This window comes from Psychromonas sp. MME2 (assembly GCF_040566515.1).
GTDB lineage: Bacteria > Pseudomonadota > Gammaproteobacteria > Enterobacterales > Psychromonadaceae > Psychromonas.
Map to the genome: position 1 here is coordinate 1 of NZ_JBEWXI010000001.1, position 18719 is coordinate 18719.

At 41.2% G+C, this 18719-nt stretch carries 10 protein-coding genes, 1 tRNA gene and 3 rRNA genes; 11 read left to right on the top strand and 3 right to left on the bottom strand.

The window, feature by feature from the left end; all coding sequences use genetic code 11:
* The 4 genes from AB1A03_RS00005 to rrf all read left to right on the top strand — a co-directional run.
* Positions 1-1398 (top strand): 16S ribosomal RNA (locus tag AB1A03_RS00005); the annotation flags it as partial.
* 143 nt (positions 1399-1541) lie between these two features.
* Positions 1542-1617, top strand: a tRNA-Glu gene (locus AB1A03_RS00010).
* Positions 1618-2147: 530 nt separating this feature from the next.
* Positions 2148-5038 (top strand): 23S ribosomal RNA (locus AB1A03_RS00015).
* Positions 5039-5229: 191 nt separating this feature from the next.
* Positions 5230-5345: ribosomal RNA gene (gene rrf / locus AB1A03_RS00020) — 5S ribosomal RNA — on the top strand.
* A 202-nt stretch (positions 5346-5547) separates the two neighbouring features.
* On the opposite strand, the gene AB1A03_RS00025 is transcribed toward rrf, so the two are convergent.
* Together AB1A03_RS00025 and rhlB are read right to left on the bottom strand one after the other, a co-directional pair.
* Positions 5548-6474: a Ppx/GppA phosphatase family protein gene (locus tag AB1A03_RS00025; protein ID WP_354622562.1), complete on the bottom strand. Its 927-nt coding sequence runs from the start codon at positions 6472-6474 to the stop codon at positions 5548-5550.
* Positions 6475-6478: 4 nt separating this feature from the next.
* Positions 6479-7735: an ATP-dependent RNA helicase RhlB gene (gene rhlB / locus AB1A03_RS00030; RefSeq protein ID WP_354622563.1), complete on the bottom strand. Its 1257-nt coding sequence runs from the start codon at positions 7733-7735 to the stop codon at positions 6479-6481.
* Between the two features lie 128 nt (positions 7736-7863).
* Between rhlB and trxA the strand changes: the two genes are divergently transcribed.
* The 7 genes from trxA to polA all read left to right on the top strand — a co-directional run bounded on the left by trxA (position 7864) and on the right by polA (position 17603).
* Positions 7864-8190, top strand: a complete 327-nt coding sequence (gene trxA / locus AB1A03_RS00035; protein ID WP_354622564.1) for a thioredoxin TrxA — start codon at positions 7864-7866, stop codon at positions 8188-8190.
* Between the two features lie 151 nt (positions 8191-8341).
* Complete coding sequence (gene rho / locus AB1A03_RS00040; protein WP_354622565.1) at positions 8342-9610, top strand: transcription termination factor Rho; 1269 nt, start codon at positions 8342-8344, stop codon at positions 9608-9610.
* A gap of 84 nt (positions 9611-9694) precedes the next feature.
* Positions 9695-11164: a 4-hydroxy-3-polyprenylbenzoate decarboxylase gene (ubiD, locus tag AB1A03_RS00045; protein WP_354622566.1), complete on the top strand. Its 1470-nt coding sequence runs from the start codon at positions 9695-9697 to the stop codon at positions 11162-11164.
* 57 nt (positions 11165-11221) lie between these two features.
* Positions 11222-11917, top strand: a complete 696-nt coding sequence (gene fre / locus AB1A03_RS00050) for an NAD(P)H-flavin reductase (RefSeq protein WP_354622567.1) — start codon at positions 11222-11224, stop codon at positions 11915-11917.
* A 119-nt stretch (positions 11918-12036) separates the two neighbouring features.
* Complete coding sequence (locus tag AB1A03_RS00055) at positions 12037-13236, top strand: HDOD domain-containing protein (protein WP_354622568.1); 1200 nt, start codon at positions 12037-12039, stop codon at positions 13234-13236.
* 152 nt (positions 13237-13388) lie between these two features.
* Entirely contained in the window at positions 13389-14498 is a 1110-nt protein-coding gene (locus tag AB1A03_RS00060; protein ID WP_354622569.1) for a 1-acyl-sn-glycerol-3-phosphate acyltransferase, read from the top strand.
* A gap of 306 nt (positions 14499-14804) precedes the next feature.
* Positions 14805-17603, top strand: coding sequence for a DNA polymerase I (gene polA / locus AB1A03_RS00065; protein ID WP_354622570.1), 2799 nt, complete (start codon positions 14805-14807; stop codon positions 17601-17603).
* Between the two features lie 586 nt (positions 17604-18189).
* On the opposite strand, the gene AB1A03_RS00070 is transcribed toward polA, so the two are convergent.
* Positions 18190-18654 (bottom strand): chemotaxis protein CheX, encoded by a 465-nt coding sequence (locus tag AB1A03_RS00070; protein WP_354622571.1) that lies wholly within the window; start codon positions 18652-18654, stop codon positions 18190-18192.
* Positions 18655-18719 lie beyond the last annotated feature (65 nt).

Below are 18719 nucleotides of genomic sequence, written 5' to 3' on the forward strand. Positions count from 1 at the left end.
GACAACTGGAAACGACTGCTAATACCGCATAGTGTTTTTGACCAAAGGTGGCCTCTATTTATAAGCTATCGCGACAAGATGAGCCCAAGTGGGATTAGCTAGTTGGTAGGGTAAAGGCCTACCAAGGCGACAATCCCTAGCTGGTCTTAGAGGATGACCACCGGCACCTGGAACTGAGACACGGTCCAGACTCCTACGGGAGGCAGCAGTGGGGAATATTGCACAATGGGGGAAACCCTGATGCAGCCATGCCGCGTGTGTGAAGAAGGCTTTCGGGTTGTAAAGCGCTTTCAGCGAGGAGGAAAGGGTGCAGGTTAATACCCTGTATCTGTGACGTTACTCGCAGAAACGGCTAACTCCGTGCCAGCAGCCGCGGTAATACGGAGGGTGCGAGCGTTAATCGGAATTACTGGGCGTAAAGCGCGCGTAGGTGGTTAATTAAGTCAGATGTGAAAGCCCAGGGCTCAACCTTGGAACTGCATTTGAAACTGGTTAACTAGAGTTTTGTAGAGGGTGGTAGAATTTCAGGTGTAGCGGTGAAATGCGTGAGGATCTGAAGGAATACCAGTGGCGAAGGCGGCCACCTGGACAGAGACTGACACTGAGGCGCGAAGGCGTGGGGAGCAAACGGGATTGGATTCCGGTAGTCCACGCAGTAAACGATGTCTATTAGAAGTTTGTGGCTATATGCCGTGGGTTTCAAAGCTAACGCATTAAATCGACCGCCTCGGAGATACAGGCCGCAAGGTTAAAACTCAAATGAATTGACGGGGGCCCGCACAAGCGGTGGAGCATGTGGTTTAATTCGATGCAACGCGAAGAACCTTACCATCCCTTGACATCCAGAGAATCACCAAGAGATTGATGAGTGCCTTCGGGAGCTCTGAGACAGGTGCTGCATGGCTGTCGTCAGCTCGTGTTGTGAAATGTTCAGGTAACTCTCCATCCCCGCAACGAGCGCAACCCCTATCCTTATTTGCCAGCGGGTCGTGCCGGGAACTCTAGGGAGACTGCCGGTGATAAACCGGAGGAAGGTGGGGACGACGTCAAGTCGTCATCAGCCCTACGGGATGGGCTACACACGTGCTACAATGGCAAATACAAAGGGTTGCTAACCTGCGAGGGTATGCGAATCTCATAAAGTTTGTCGTAGTCCGGATCGGAGTCTGCAACTCGACTCCGTGAAGTTGGAATCGCTAGTAATCGTGGATCAGAATGCCACGGTGAATACGTTCCCGGGCCTTGTACACACCGCCCGTCACACCATGGGAGTGGGCTGCACCAGAAGTCATTAGCTTAACCTTCGGGATGGCGATGACCACGGTGTGGTTCATGACTGGGGTGAAGTCGTAACAAGGTAGCCCTAGGGGAACCTCCGGGGCTGAGATCACCTCCTTACGTAAAGAAACACATTAACGAGCCTTTCGGTGAATTTGCTTAGGCAAATAAACCTACGTGGCCACGCTAATTTGCTTAGGCAAATTACGTGTTAGTGTTCACACAGATTGTTTGATTAGACTGAAGAAGTGCAGAAGTTCTATGTCCCCATCGTCTAGAGGCCTAGGACACCGCCCTTTCACGGCGGTAACAGGGGTTCAAATCCCCTTGGGGATACCACCTACACTACGATAAAAAAAGATACTTAATCTTTTTTTACTGTTCTTTGTGAAACCAAAAGAATCACTTTATAAATGTTCTCTTTAGAATGCTTATAAAGTGTCTTTCTTTGAAATATAAGTAACACTGCTCTTTAACAATTAGGAAAGCTGATAAAGTTCTGTTTGAACGTATCGATATTAATATCAATATGTTTAAACGAAACGAAATTGTTCTCAATGATTAGAATTTATTCTAGTTATTGTAATCAAGCAAAAATAAAAAGTTCATTTTTCACGTAGTGAAATGTGAACAGTACGTATCTACTCAATCATATGATTGATAGGTGCACGAAAAACGAATGTTGTTTTTTGTATTGTAAAATATGAGAAATCGCAAGCGTCTTGGAAACGACATACAAAACAAAAATCAGTATTAAGTAGTGATGCCAAATGGTGTTGCCCACTCAGACATTGACAAAAAGACGTTAATCTCTTGTTGGGAACAACACCTAAAACGCGTCACTGCGTGACACTTTTTAGGTGTTGTATGGTTAAGTGAATAAGCGTGCACGGTGGATGCCTAGGCAATTAGAGGCGATGAAGGACGTGGTAATCTGCGATAAGTCCAGGGGAGTTGATAACAAGCGTTATATCCTGGAATTTCCGAATGGGGCAACCCGGCACTTAGTGTCATCGTTAAGTGAATACATAGCTTAACGAAGCGAACAGGGGAACTGAAACATCTAAGTACCCTTAGGAAAAGAAATCAACCGAGATTCCGAAAGTAGCGGCGAGCGAAATTGGAACAGCCCTTAAGCTGTTTAGAAGTTAGTAGAATGGTCTGGAAAGTCCGACGATACAGGGTGATAGTCCCGTATATGACAACTTCTTTGCAGTGAAAACGAGTAAGACGGGACACGAGAAATCCTGTTTGAATATGGGGGGACCATCCTCCAAGGCTAAATACTCCTAATTGACCGATAGTGAACCAGTACCGTGAGGGAAAGGCGAAAAGAACCCCTGTGAGGGGAGTGAAATAGAACCTGAAACCGTGTACGTACAAGCAGTAGGAGCCGACTTAGTTCGGTGACTGCGTACCTTTTGTATAATGGGTCAACGACTTAATTTCAGTAGCAAGGTTAACCGTATAGGGGAGCCGTAGGGAAACCGAGTCTTAACTGGGCGAATAGTTGCTGGGATTAGACCCGAAACTTGGTGATCTAGCCATGAGCAGGTTGAAGGTTGAGTAACATCAACTGGAGGACCGAACCCACTAATGTTGAAAAATTAGGGGATGACTTGTGGCTGGGGGTGAAAGGCCAATCAAACCAAGAGATAGCTGGTTCTCCTCGAAAGCTATTTAGGTAGCGCCCTCGTGTATCACTGTTGGGGGTAGAGCACTGTTTGGGCTAGGGGGGTCATCCCGACTTACCAACCCCATGCAAACTCCGAATACCAACAAGTGCAATCACGGGAGACACACGGCGGGTGCTAACGTCCGTCGTGGAAAGGGAAACAACCCAGACCGCCAGCTAAGGTCCCAAAGTATATGTTAAGTGGGAAACGATGTGGGAAGGCTTAGACAGCTAGGAAGTTGGCTTAGAAGCAGCCATCTTTTAAAGAAAGCGTAATAGCTCACTAGTCGAGTCGGCCTGCGCGGAAGATTTAACGGGGCTAAACATATCACCGAAGCTGCGGATGCTTATTTATAAGCATGGTAGAGGAGCGTTCTGTAAGCCGTCGAAGGGAAAGCTGTAAGGCATCCTGGAGGTATCAGAAGTGCGAATGTTGACATGAGTAACGATAAGGGGGGGAAAAACCTCCCCGCCGGAAGACCAAGGGTTCCTGTCCAACGTTAATCGGGGCAGGGTGAGTCGACCCCTAAGGCGAGGCCGAAAGGCGTAGTCGATGGGAAACGGGTTAATATTCCCGTACCCTTATATTTTGCGATGGGAGGACGGAGAAGGCTAGGTGGGCCTGGCGATGGTTGTCCAGGTTCAAGTATGTAGGTGGAAGACTTAGGTAAATCCGGGTTTTCTTAACACTGAGATACGATGTCGAGTCACTAAGGTGATGAAGTCATTGATGCCATGCTTCCAGGAAAAGTCTCTAAGCTTCAGAAATATAAGGATTCCTGACCCCAAACCGACACAGGTGGTCAGGTAGAGAATACCAAGGCGCTTGAGAGAACTCGGGTGAAGGAACTAGGCAAAATGGTACCGTAACTTTGGGAGAAGGTACGCCGCTGACGGTGAAGTCCCTTGCGGATGGAGCTATTGGCGGCCGAAGATACCAGATGGCTGCAACTGTTTATTAAAAACACAGCACTGTGCTAAATCGCAAGATGACGTATACGGTGTGACGCCTGCCCGGTGCCGGAAGGTTAATTGATGGGGTTAGACTTAGGTCGAAGCTCTTGATTGAAGCCCCGGTAAACGGCGGCCGTAACTATAACGGTCCTAAGGTAGCGAAATTCCTTGTCGGGTAAGTTCCGACCTGCACGAATGGCGTAATGATGGCCATGCTGTCTTACCCGAGACTCAGTGAAGTTGAAATCGCTGTGAAGATGCAGTGTACCCGCGGCTAGACGGAAAGACCCCGTGAACCTTTGCTACAGCTTAGCAGTGAACTTAGAGCCTACATGTGTAGGATAGGTGGGAGGCTATGAAGCGTTGTCGCCAGATGACGTGGAGCCGACCTTGAAATACCACCCTTGTATGTTTTGAGTTCTACCATGGCCCCTGAATCGGGGTTTGGGACATTGTTTGGTGGGTAGTTTGACTGGGGCGGTCTCCTCCCAAAGAGTAACGGAGGAGTACGAAGGTTGGCTAATCACGGTCGGACATCGTGAGGTTAGTACAATGGTATAAGCCAGCTTAACTGCGAGACAGACACGTCGAGCAGGTACGAAAGTAGGTCATAGTGATCCGGTGGTTCTGAATGGAAGGGCCATCGCTCAACGGATAAAAGGTACTCCGGGGATAACAGGCTGATACCGCCCAAGAGTTCATATCGACGGCGGTGTTTGGCACCTCGATGTCGGCTCATCACATCCTGGGGCTGAAGTCGGTCCCAAGGGTATGGCTGTTCGCCATTTAAAGTGGTACGCGAGCTGGGTTTAGAACGTCGTGAGACAGTTCGGTCCCTATCTGCCGTGGGCGTTTGAGAATTGAGAGGAGCTGCTCCTAGTACGAGAGGACCGGAGTGGACGGACCCGCTGGTGTTTTGGGTTGTCATGCCAATGGCATTGCCCAGTAGCTACGTTCGGAATCGATAACCGCTGAAAGCATCTAAGCGGGAAGCGAGCCTCAAGATGAGTTCTCACTGGGACTTTAAGTCCCCTAAAGGGCCGTTGGAGACTACAACGTTGATAGGCAAGGTGTGTAAGTGCGGTAACGTATTGAGCTAACTTGTACTAATTACCCGTGAGGCTTAACCATACAACACCTAAAGGGTGTTGGTTTTACCAAGACGAGAGTGTGATCTCTATAAACTAGCAATGCTTGCGAAGCATATTTTACAAGATTGATTAAACGAACAATAAGTAAATTATAACGTAATTTACAGTTTCGTACTGTTTAACGAAGTTAAATAGTGGAAACAGATTAGCTTTTTCTAATTAACTTTTTAGCTTGGCGAACATAGCGCTGTGGTCCCACCTGATCCCATTCCGAACTCAGAAGTGAAACGCAGCTGCGCCGATGGTAGTGTGGGGTCTCCCCATGTGAGAGTAGGTCATCGCCAAGCGCCTAATAAACGAAAAATCCCTGTTGACGATGTCAGCAGGGATTTTTTCATTTTAGGGTACTGACGACGATGACCTGCTCGAGAGTAGGGCGAGTATCGCGACAGCAATGTGTCACGAGCTGAGGAGCTCTGCATAAAGTGCCGCCATGCAGTGCAGGGCAAGTTTGTGTATGCTCGTCACTAGTAGAGTAGAGAGGGGAATTTAAATTTTAAATGGGCTGGTTGTTTTATCACTAAAAATAATGCTTATTAAACCTTCTCTTAGTGCGCCTTGGGACGGTTTTAGTTGTTGGATATTGAAAGCTTCAAATATAGCGATAAGTATAGATAAACCGCTCGCAAAAACGGGTATGCGAGATGCTTCTAGCCCTACAATTTGTAATTTATCTATGCTTTCACAGGCAATACACATCTGTTTTACTTTATTTAATAGCGGCAGTGTTAATGTACTACCTAACTGCTGAGCGGTGTTGATTTCCTGCAAGGCTTGAATAGTGCCTGATGCTCCCATTGCTAGATTCCAGCCCTGTTGTGTATAGCTTTCTATCGTTGGTTGTAAAACCACGTTAGCCATCGCGATGGCATGATTGAAATTTTCATTATTGAGTTTGTTGTCTGAAAAGTAATTAGCAAGCCAAGTAACGCAACCCATAGAGAGACTTTGTGCGACGATAATATTTTCACCTTTGCCAATGACTAACTCGGTACTTGCTCCACCTATATCAATAATGAGTAGCTGTTCATCAGTTCTTTCGGTAAAGGCAACACCACGGTAAATGGTTTCGGCTTCTTCAATGCCGGAAATTAGGTTTACAGGATGGGCTAATATACTTTCGGCTTGTGTTATAAAAATATCTCTATTATTAGCCAGTCGGAGTGCTGCAGTCGCTGTGATTATTAATTTTAACGGCTTTATATCGTTTAATACTTCTTTAAAGTAGCGTAAACAAGCTAAACCATTTTCTATCGTTTCAATATTTAAATTATGCTGCGCATCTAATCCTGATGCGAGCCTAACTTTTCTTTTATGTTTAGCCAATACGTTAAAACCATCATCTGTTTTTTCAACTGTTAGCATGTGGAAGCTATTGGAGCCAAGATCGATGATGGTATAACGGTTGTTTTGCATAATGTTAACGCTTGTGGTTGCGATGGTAATTGTCATTACGTTTATTCGGATGCGCTTTGTATTTAGTCACCTTCATAATAGGTAAGGAGTCAAGCAGCGCATCTTTATCATATTCACTGACCGGAATGGAGTGTTTAATATATTCCTCAATGGCAGGCAGATTGAATACATATTTTTCACAGGCCAAGCTGATCGCTAAACCTTTTTCGCCTGCGCGACCTGTTCGACCGATGCGATGTACATAATCTTCGCAATCATCGGGTAGGTCATAATTAAATACATGTGATACTTTAGGTATGTGTAAACCGCGAGCCGCGACATCTGTGGCGATAAGAAAGTCAATTTCACCTTTAGTAAATTGCTCTAAAATCTTAATGCGTTTATTTTGTGGTACATCACCCGTTAACAAACCAGCACGTAAACCATCTCCTGCTAGGTATCCCCAGACTTTTTCGCAGGTATGTTTTGTATTGGCAAAAACAATGGCTTTATCTGGCCACTCATCTTCTATTAATGTTAATAGCAGTAACATTTTATCTTCGTTAGAAGGATAAAATAACTCTTCTTGAATATTGGCAGATGTCATGACCTCTGGTTCGATTTGAATATGTTCAGGGTCATTCATGTGCTCAAAAGCGAGCTCTTGTACTTTATGCGACAAAGTTGCAGAAAAGAGCATATTTAAACGACTATTTGCTTCCGGCATACGTCTAAATAAGTAACGAATATCTTTGATAAAGCCAAGGTCAAACATACGATCAGCTTCATCCAAGACCACACTTTGGATTAATCCTAGGTCAACAACGCCTTGTTTAACAAAATCAATAATCCGTCCTGTTGTGCCAATTAATATATCAACACCTTTTTCTAGTTTAGTGTGTTGAATTTCTACTTTCTCGCCCCCATATGCTAAACCAAGGCGTAAGTTGGATGCTTTTGCTAATATTAGGGCATCTTTATGAATTTGAATTGCAAGCTCACGCGTCGGCGCTAAAATAATAGCCCGAGGTTGATTCTTACGGCGATTTTCAGGTTGTGCATCGCTTAACAAGTGATGAAATACTGCAGGTAAAAACGCCAGCGTTTTACCTGTACCTGTCTGGGCTTGCCCTGCTATATCCTTCCCGGTGAGGGTGATTGGCAGTGATAAAGCTTGTATAGGTGTGCAGTATTCGTAGCCTTGTGATGCTAAAGCTGAAATTAGACTATCCTGAAGAGGAAGGTCTGCAAATTTTATTTGAGTTAAGTGTGTTTTATTCATTTGCAAATGATAACAGTTTATACTTGCAATAAGTATTGAGATCGATTCAAATATCTAAAATTAATTTTTATTATGTTCCATGTTATAGTATTTATATACTTATTAGGCAATAGTTTCTGGAGAGAAATATGAGCGACAGTATCGTAACGTTAAGTGATGCAAGTTTTGAACAAGATGTAGTGAATGCAGAAGGGCCTGTTTTAGTCGATTTTTGGGCTGAATGGTGTGGGCCTTGTAAAATGATTGCCCCTATTCTTAGTGAAGTTGCCGTTGAATATGCAGGTAAAGTAACTATTGGTAAACTAAATATCAATCAAAATAGTGCTACACCACCAAAATTTGGTATCAGAGGTATCCCTACTCTATTACTATTTAAAGATGGAAAAGTTGCTGCAACTAAAGTTGGTGCCCTTTCTAAAGCACAGCTTGTTGAATTTTTAGACGCAAATATCTAAAAAATTAACTTCAGATTGGATAAGTTGTGATCTACAACACGTCCAATCTGGACTAATATTATTTTTAATGCTATCTTATGCTCAAAATGCGAGCAATTATTTCTATAGTTCAATCATCCACTTACCTCAAATCTGATTATCAATATAAATTATGAATTTAACCGAACTAAAACTAACACCTGTTTCTGAACTTGTTAAACTTGGCGAATCAATGGGGCTTGAAAGCTTAGCTCGCTTAAGAAAACAAGATATAATTTTTGCAATTCTAAAAGCTCACGCTAAAAGTGGCGAAGATATTTTCGGTGCAGGTGTACTTGAAATATTACAAGATGGCTTTGGTTTCTTGCGAAGTTCTGATAGTTCTTACCTGGCTGGTCCTGATGATATTTATATATCACCAAGCCAAATACGCCGATTTAATCTGCGTACAGGGGATAGTGTTGAAGGGAAGATTAGACCTCCTAAGGATGGCGAACGATATTTCGCGTTATTGAAAATAATCGAAGTTAACTTTAACAAACCTGAAAACTCCCGCAATAAAATCCTTTTTGAAAACTTAACACCAATTCATCCCGATGAGCGTTTCCGTTTAGAAAACGGTAATGGTAGCACAGAAGATATTACTGCTCGAATTTTGGATTTAGTCTCTCCGATTGGTAAAGGGCAGCGTGGTTTGATTGTAGCCCCACCTAAAGCGGGTAAAACAATGTTATTGCAGAATATTGCTCAGAGTTTGAGTCTTAATTTTCCTGACTCAGTACTTATTGTTTTACTAATAGATGAGCGTCCTGAAGAGGTAACTGAGATGCGCCGTCTAGTTCGCGGAGAAGTCGTTGCATCTACATTTGATGAGCCAGCAAGCCGTCACGTTCAAGTTGCTGAAATGGTCATTGAAAAAGCCAAACGTTTAGTTGAACATAAAAAAGATGTGGTCATTTTATTAGATTCGATTACGCGTTTAGCACGAGCTTATAATACGGTTGTGCCGAGTTCGGGTAAAGTATTGACTGGTGGTGTTGATGCAAATGCACTGCAACGTCCTAAGCGTTTCTTTGGTGCTGCACGTAACGTAGAAGAGGGTGGAAGTTTAACGATTCTTGCTACAGCTTTGATCGATACTGGCTCGAAAATGGATGAAGTAATTTATGAAGAGTTTAAAGGTACGGGTAACTCTGAAATTCATTTAAATCGTAAGTTAGCTGAAAAACGTGTCTATCCTGCAATTGATATTACTCGTTCAGGGACTCGACGCGAAGAGTTACTAACTGAATCTGGTGAGCTACAAAGAATGTGGATTTTACGTAAAATCGTTCATCCAATGGGTGAAGTTGGTGCAACTGAGTTCTTAATTGATAAACTCGGCTTAAGTAAAACCAATGACGATTTCTTTGATGCGATGAAAAATCAGAAATCTAAATAAATAGTTGGGTCATACCAAATAGAGAATAGAACGCTACTTTGGTAGCGTTTTTTTTTAATCTTTAAATAAATAAGTTAGGTTGCTATGAAATTTGATGATTTACGGGACTTTATTGCACAACTTGAAGAAAAGGGGCTTTTGAAACGTATTAGCCAAGAAATTGATCCGCATTTGGAAATGACGGAAATTTCTGACCGTACTTTGCGGGCAGGAGGACCCGCTCTCTTATTTGAAAACCCTAAAGGTTATGACACCCCCGTATTAACCAATTTATTTGGTACGACACAGCGCGTTGCATTGGCGATGGGGAAAGATGATGTTGCGGCTTTAAAAGAAGTGGGGCAATGGCTTGCCTACTTAAAAGAACCTGAGCCACCGAAGGGAATTAAGTCTTTGTTGGAAAGTTTGCCCATATTCAAACAAGTATTGAATATGCCGACAAAACGGGTGCGTAAACCCGCTTGCCAACAGATAATTATGCAGGGTGATGAGGTTGATTTGACCAAGCTGCCAGTGATGACCTGTTGGCCTGGTGATGTTGCTCCTTTAATTACTTGGGGATTAACTATTACCCAAGGTCCCTATAAAAAACGTCAAAACTTAGGTATTTATCGTCAACAATTGCTGGGTAAAAATAAAATGATCATGCGCTGGCTATCTCACCGAGGTGGGGCGATTGATTATCGTGAGTGGCAAGAAGCCAATCCCGGTAAGCCTTTTCCAGTCTCTGTGGCGTTAGGGGCAGATCCTGCGACCATTTTGGGGGCTGTGACTCCTATCCCCGATACGCTTTCTGAGTATGCTTTTGCAGGCTTGCTGCGTGGCTCTCGAACCAAAGTGGCAAAAAGCATCAGTAATAATTTAGATGTGCCTGCCACCGCTGAAATCATACTCGAAGGCTATTTACAGCCCGGAGAGGAAGCGCCCGAGGGACCCTATGGCGATCACACGGGTTACTATAATGAAGTCGATGATTTTCAAGTCATGACAGTGACCCATGTAACGCAACGAGAAAATCCCATTTATCATAGCACCTATACCGGGCGTCCACCCGATGAACCCGCTATATTAGGCGTCGCACTCAATGAAGTATTTGTGCCTATTTTACAAAAACAATTTCCAGAGATTGTCGATTTTTATCTTCCTCCTGAAGGTTGTTCCTATCGAATGGCGGTTGTTTCAATCAAAAAACGTTACCTGGGACACGCAAAGCGAGTGATGTTAGGCATTTGGTCATTCTTACGCCAGTTTATGTACACCAAATTCATTATTGTCTGTGATGATGATGTCAATGTACGTGATTGGAACGATGTGATTTGGGCTATTACTACGCGTATGGATCCAGCAAGAGACAGTACGATTATCGACAATACTCCCATCGATTATCTCGATTTTGCATCACCCGTGTCAGGGCTTGGTTCAAAAATGGGGTTGGATGCCACCAATAAATGGGCGGGAGAAACTGAACGAGAGTGGGGAGTTCCTATTGTTATGGATAAGGATGTAAAACAAAAAATAGATAAGCTCTGGCAAGAGTTGGATATCCTGTCATAATTGGGAATGTTATTTTTTTGTTAAATGAATTTTCACCTAATAGAATAAGAGAACTCAATGCAACCTGTTACTTGTAAAATAAATACCATCGAAAAACTCAATGACTTTTTATACCGTATATTTTTAACTCCGGAGAAAAATACCCCCTACAAAGCAGGGCAATATATATCCATCATAATGGGAGAAGGGGACAAACGTCACTTTTCCATTGCCAATGCGCCACTAAGTAATACTATTGAGCTCCACATAGGCGCAACACCAGAGAATAGCTATGCGATGCAAGTTATTGATAAAATGAAACTCGATGGTGAAATTGAAGCTGAAATTGGTAATGGAGACGCTTATCTACGCGAAGAGTCGAAAAGACCTATTATTTTAATGGCAGGGGGGACAGGGTTTTCCTATGTAAAATCACTATTAGAACAAATAGTTGCATTGCAATTAGCTAACCCAGTTTATCTCTATTGGGGGGTTAAGGAATACGCACATTTTTATTTCGAAACTGAAGCTGCTGAGTGGGCAAAAATGCACAATAATATTCACTTTAATCCGGTCATTGAATTACCAGAGAGTGAATGGCTCGGACGTCAAGGATACGTGCATCAGGCTGTGTTAGAAGAGTTTCCTGATCTAAGTTCTTTTGATATTTATATTGTAGGCCGTTTTGAAATGGCTAAAGTGGCCCGCGAAGATTTTCTCGCTCAGGGAGCGGTTGCAGAGCATATCTTTGGTGATGCCTTTGCCTTTATGTGAGGCATCATCTAATAAATTAGTTTTTAAGGATGTTAAGTATTACCTTAATTGCCATTGATTTTTTGTTATCATGGCAAATCATCCGATCAATTCATATGAATAAAGAACACGACCAATTTATGACGGCAAACAGATCACAAAAAGAGGAACATACTTTAGCTGAATCAATTGATATTTTATTTCTGCGGTTTTTAGTGGGGAAAAATAAAATAGCTAACGAAGAAAGCTATAATGATGGCTTATCAGAAAGTGAACTCGATGAGCAATGCACACCGGGTGCTGCCGATGGTTGGAATAAACGTATATTGTTAGATGTTGAAAAACAGCGAGTTAAACGTGTTGAGGCTGATAAAGCGATTAAAGAGAAGCGTAATGCCGTATTGATGCATCTCTTTCAGAAAACGCTTTTAACGGCTATTCAAAATAGATTAAGTCACCATGATGAAGTTATTACCCATCAGCTACAGTTACGAGAAAGTACCCTTGAATTATTAAAAAAATTGCTGTCGAGTGAGCCTCGTTATTCAATTTTAGCGAGTTTATTAGAATTAAATATAAGCACGCGTAATCATTTAATCTCATTGGTTTGTAGTTCTGATTTCATGGAATCATTAGGGCGAGATGCACGCAATGTCCGTGATATACAAGCCGCTATCGGTTTAATCGGTATTGATGTTTTACGCTATCTTATTCCTGCTATTATTTTTAAATATACAATTAGCAATAACGGCTTACATAATGTTTTATTTACCAAAAAATTATGGCGTTACGAATTAACCCTAGGGCAAGCTTGTACAGCTTTAATGAAAGAGAGTGATTATCGCCGCCCCCATGAAGGTATGTTGTTATCGGCAATGGTCAACTTTGCCTATGTTGCTGCTTATAAACAATACCAAATTTCATTTGAAACTGTACGGGTTGCTTGTTTGGATCAAGCGCGGGATAAAGGAGAAAAGGAGCAACATGATTTCTTCTTTGATTTGCAAACAGACCCTGCAACCTTACAACAATTATTGGTGTCACAGGCAAAATTAGCATTAAGTCTTAGCCTATCAGAAACGTTATTTAGTAAAGATTTTCCTCATCTTGTTAACGCGCTTCGAGAGCAAGTTGAGTGCGTCGAATTTACCGAAATGAGTAGTGTGGGGAAAATATTATTTAAAGCATTGCGTTTTGCAAAATATGATCAATTACGAACGGTGCGTTTATTTAAAGCGGAATGGTTAGATGATTATTTGCAAGCGTCACATATTTCGTCAGACACCTATAAAAATTTAGTACGGCAAGAGCTCTTTCGTTTTAAAACTAATTGGTCATAATAATGCGTGGTGTTGAAATTTACTGCTTTGTTTCTTAGCTGATCATGATTTATTACCCTTTTATATTGATATTAGTGGTTTTTATCAATTAAACTCGCTGCGACTTTTAAAAGAAGGTAGAATGCGCCTTCAATTTTATAGAGAGTGAAAAAATGGTTACCTCATCAGATATGTTCAGTGATATTCGCCCTTATAATGACGATGAAATTCAAGCTGCTATTCAGCGTGTTATAAATGACAATGAGTTTCTTGATGCGATAATTAGTTTTCGTTTTGCTAACCTAGCAAAATTTTTTGGCTTTTTGTTAAAGCCTCTTTTAAAGCGCTATATTTCCTATAAATGGGGCGCTATTAATAGTATTGATGAGTTACAACGAATCGTTGGTGTCTATGTACAGCATATGATTGATTCCACAACGACTCAATTTACCTATTCAGGTTTAGAGCATTTAGATCCAAGCAAAAATTACCTTTTTGTCTCAAATCATCGCGATATTGCAATGGATCCTTGTTTTGTTAATTGGGCGCTATTTACTGAAAATTTCAAAACTGTGCGTATCGCCATTGGTGATAATCTCTTAAAAAAATCCTATGTCTCAGATATTATGCGCATGAATAAAAGCTTTATTGTTAAGCGCTCTGTCTCGGGTGTACGAGAAATGATGAAATCACTATCACATTTATCGGCTTATATTTTTAGCTCATTACAAGAAGAGAGTAGCATTTGGATTGCGCAGCGTGAAGGGCGTGCGAAAGATGGTTTTGATAAAACAGAGCCCGCCATTGTGAAAATGTTTTATGTAAATGGCAAGAAAAGCGGTATTACTTTTACTGACTATATTAAACAACTAAATATTGTTCCCGTTGCTGTATCCTATGAATATGACCCCTGTGATCAACAAAAAGCGCAAGAATTGCACGATAAATCCGTCAAGGGCGAGTATCAAAAAACACAATTTGAGGACATAGAAAGTATTGTTCGTGGTATTGTCGGCAAAAAGGGGCGAGTGCATGTTGCCTTTGGTAAACCGTTAAGTGGGGATTTTAACGATGCGGATCAAGTAGCAGAAGCGATAGATACGCAAATATATCAAAATTATTACCTACATCCTTCGAATTATATTGCAGCCGATGATGAATTACAGGCTGTTACTGCGGAAGATAGAGAGGCATTTGCAAAACATATGGCGTTGATCAAGCCTGAGCTGCACGATATAGTTTTAAAGATGTATGCAAACCCTGTTTATAACCATATCGCATAATAAACAGACTAATTCGCCACTACTTTAATTTGTTATGCACATAATTTTTTTAAAATTATGTGCATTTTTTGTCATATAAGCATTTTATCTTCATGAAACTAAAGTGATCTTTTTTATGTAAATATGACAGTTTATATTTTTATTTAAACTACTAACAGAGTTATCCACAACTGCCCTGTGTTGAAAGTGAATAGCCACTCACCTTTGATTGACTCGCTAATCTTATTTATTTGCCAAATTTTCTCTCTTATTCAGGCCCGAATCGGTATAATCATTCTCTATTTTTTAAATATTGGTAATAAGCGAATGGTTACTATCCCTGAAAACCCTTTTGTACTTGTCGATGGTTCATCTTATCTTTATCGTGCTTTTTATGCGCCTCCACATCTAACCAACTCCGCTGGTGAACCAACAGGTGCGGTTTATGGCGTTGTTAATATGTTGAAAAGTCTCTTAAAGCAATTTTCACCTAGCCATATCGTGGTCGTTTTTGATGCCAAGGGAAAAACCTTTCGTGATGACCTTTATGCAGAATATAAAGCACAGCGCCCCAGTATGCCCGATGATTTACGCTGTCAAATTGAACCTTTGCACAATGTTATTAAAGCGATGGGATTGCCTATTTTAATTGTGCCGGGTGTTGAAGCCGACGACGTTATCGGTACTTTGTCTCGTCAAGCAAGTGCGCAGGGTATTCCGACCGTCATTAGCACGGGTGATAAGGATATGGCGCAACTGGTTGATGAGCATACCTTTCTTATTAATACCATGACTGATACTGTGCTCGATATTCAAGGCGTTAATGATAAATTTGGCATCCCACCTGAGCTGATTATCGATTACTTAGCCTTAATGGGCGATAAAGTTGATAACATCCCTGGTGTGCCAGGTGTTGGCGAAAAGACCGCTCTAGCGATGTTGCAGGGAATCGGTTCATTGAATGATATCTATAATGACCTTGATAAACTAGCGCCACTTGGCTTCCGTGGTAGTAAAACCATGGCAAAAAAAATGCAAGATAATGAAGAGATGGCTCGCCTCTCTTATCAATTAGCAACCATCAAAACAGATGTGGAATTAGCCGTCGCTTATGATGATTTTAAACCGCAAGCGCAAGATACTGATGAATTAGTTAAATTATTCGGTGCGCTTGAATTTAAGCGTTGGTTATCGTCTTTACTAGATGGCGAACAGGTGGTTAGCAAAGCAACATCTTCTGGTGCTGCGATAGCGATAGATGATATGGCAAAACCCGCTTCAGTTATCGATACAACGTGCTATCAAACTATTTATACTAAAGGGCAACTGAGCCAATGGCTTAAAAAGCTTGAGCAGGCTGATCTATTTGCATTTGATACAGAAACAACCAGTTTGGATTATATGCAAGCACGGGTTGTGGGATTATCTTTTGCTGTGCAAACAAATGTAGGTAGTGCAGAGCCTGCTATTATTGAAGCGGCTTACTTACCGCTTGCACATGATTATATCGATGCCCCTAAGCAATTAGATTTTGAGGAGACACTCGCACAGTTAACGCCTTTATTAGAAAGTGAGAGCCACCATAAAGTCGGGCAAAACTTAAAATATGATCGTAGTGTGTTACTTAATCATGGTATTGAATTAAAAGGGATAAAATTTGATACAATGCTGGAATCCTATGTCGTAGACAGTACGGGTAAGCATGATATGGACAGCTTAGCGCTTAAATATCTTGGGCACAAATGCATTGCATTTGAAGATATAGCAGGTAAGGGCAAAAACCAATTAACCTTTAATCAAATCAGCATTAAAGAAGCAGCCCCTTATGCCGCTGAAGATGCCGATATTACGCTACGTCTGCACCTCGATTTAATCGCACGTTTGCAAGAGACGCCGGCATTATTAAACGTATTCACGAATATTGAATTACCCTTACTCACCGTATTATCCGAAATTGAGCGTGGTGGTGTTGAAATTGATAGTGAATTGCTGGGTAAACAGAGTATTGAAATCGCTGAGCGCTTATTAGAGCTGGAATCTGCCGCCTATGAAGAGGCTGGCAAACCCTTTAATCTAAGCTCTCCTAAGCAGTTACAAACAATATTATTTGATGAACTTAACTTACCTGTCTTAAAGAAAACACCTAAAGGTGCACCTTCCACCGCAGAAGAAGTACTTCAAGAGTTGGCGCTTACTTACGCATTACCAAAAATCATTATTGAGCACCGTGGGTTGAGTAAATTGAAATCAACTTATACGGATAAACTCCCTAAAATGGTAAATCCGCAGACGGGACGGGTACACACATCCTATCATCAGGCGGTGACTGTCACCGGACGTTTATCTTCAAGCGATCCAAATTTACAGAATATTCCGATCCGCAGCGCAGAAGGGCGTCGAATTCGCCAAGCTTTTATCGCGCAGAATGGCTATAAAATAGTTGCTGCCGATTACAGTCAAATTGAATTACGTATTATGGCTCATCTTTCTCAAGATAAAGGTTTACTTGATGCGTTCTCAACGGGCAAAGATATTCATAAAGCGACGGCATCGGAAGTGTTTTCCATTCCACTTGATGAAGTTTCAACGGAACAACGTCGAAGTGCAAAGGCGATTAACTTTGGGCTTATTTATGGTATGAGTGCTTTTGGTCTTGCCAAACAGCTAAATATCGGTCGTCAAGAAGCACAAAAGTATATGGATTTTTATTTTGCCCGTTACCCTGGTGTGCTTACCTATATGGAAGATACGCGCGCCTTGGCCAACGATAAAGGTTATGTAGAAACAATTTTGGGACGTCGCTTACAATTGCCAAATATTAAATCCGTTAATGGTATGTTGAAAAAAGCAGCTGAGCGAGCAGCCATTAATGCCCCTATGCAAGGCACTGCAGCTGACATTATTAAAAAAGCAATGATTGATATGGCTGCTTGGGTGAAACAACAAGAAAAAGGAAGTATTCAGTTACTTATGCAAGTTCACGATGAATTAGTATTTGTGGTAAAGGAAGAGTTTGTTGATCTTTATAAAGGAGAAATCCAAAGCATCATGGCAAAGGCTGCTGAATTAGATGTGCCACTGATTGCTGATGTTGGCGTGGGGAATAATTGGGATGAGGCGCATTAATTAAAATATATTTTAAATTGCCATGAACTTTTTCTGAGACTCATTGACTAACCTAATGAGTTGATTGATTTCATAGTATCTTTAGCCCCTTTGTATGTTTTTTACAAAGGGGCTTTTTTATTGGGATAGTTAAAAATAAAAAATTTTAATTTAATTAAAATAATTGTGAACTTTTTTCCTTTACAGTGTACTAACTATTGAGTTTGAAAATTTTAAATTTCATAACTTTTCCTTTTCCTCTTTACACTTATTGTGTAAAGAGGCTTTTTATATCTTTATTCCCCTACCTATTATTAATCACCACACAGTTATAGTAAGTAATTTCTATCAATAGGTAAAAATTTACAGTAACTTTGTTACCTTAAAAATATATTTAAAATAGTTAGGAACTTTTTTTATTACGATGTACTAACCCTATGAGTTAGTTAATTTCATAGTTTTTCTTTTACCTCTTTGCATTGTTTATGCAAAGAGGTTTTTTTTGGAGTATGGGTATTATGCTATTGATTTTATTGCTATATTATTTTCGATAAATAATAAATTATAGCGGAAGAGTGATACGGTTGTTGGGAATTTACTCCCTATTTTATTGATTAAAACAGATTTCAATAAAAGCATTGCCATGTTCAGAATGGAAAGGCATCAATACTTTAGAGCCATCGACTTGATGTTTAATAGTATGGTTTGGTCCCGAGACGACAATCGGGGTTGCCATATTAAATTCAAATCCCTTTTCACCCAACTGGCGTTTTGCTCCACCAGCAACCATATTAGTGATCTCACCTAGCATATCAGTAATATCATCGGATATATCATCTAAGGTTTCCCCTACCATTAAACGAAAAACATTTAGTGCTAGCTTTTTGTCTAAGCTAATGGAAAAGGAGCCTTTCGCCGTTGGGCCGACCATACCAATCAAGCCTGAGACATCGCCATGCGCAATAGCATCTTTTTTAAGGCTTGGTTTACCCGGTTTTATATCTATTTGCGCCATTGTCTGCAATACATTGATAAAGGAAGATAAAAAAGGATTTACAAATTCTGCATTCATAGTTTACACGCTTGTCTTTGATTGTAGGGTAGATATAAGCCGGTATACATTTGTTGTATACATAC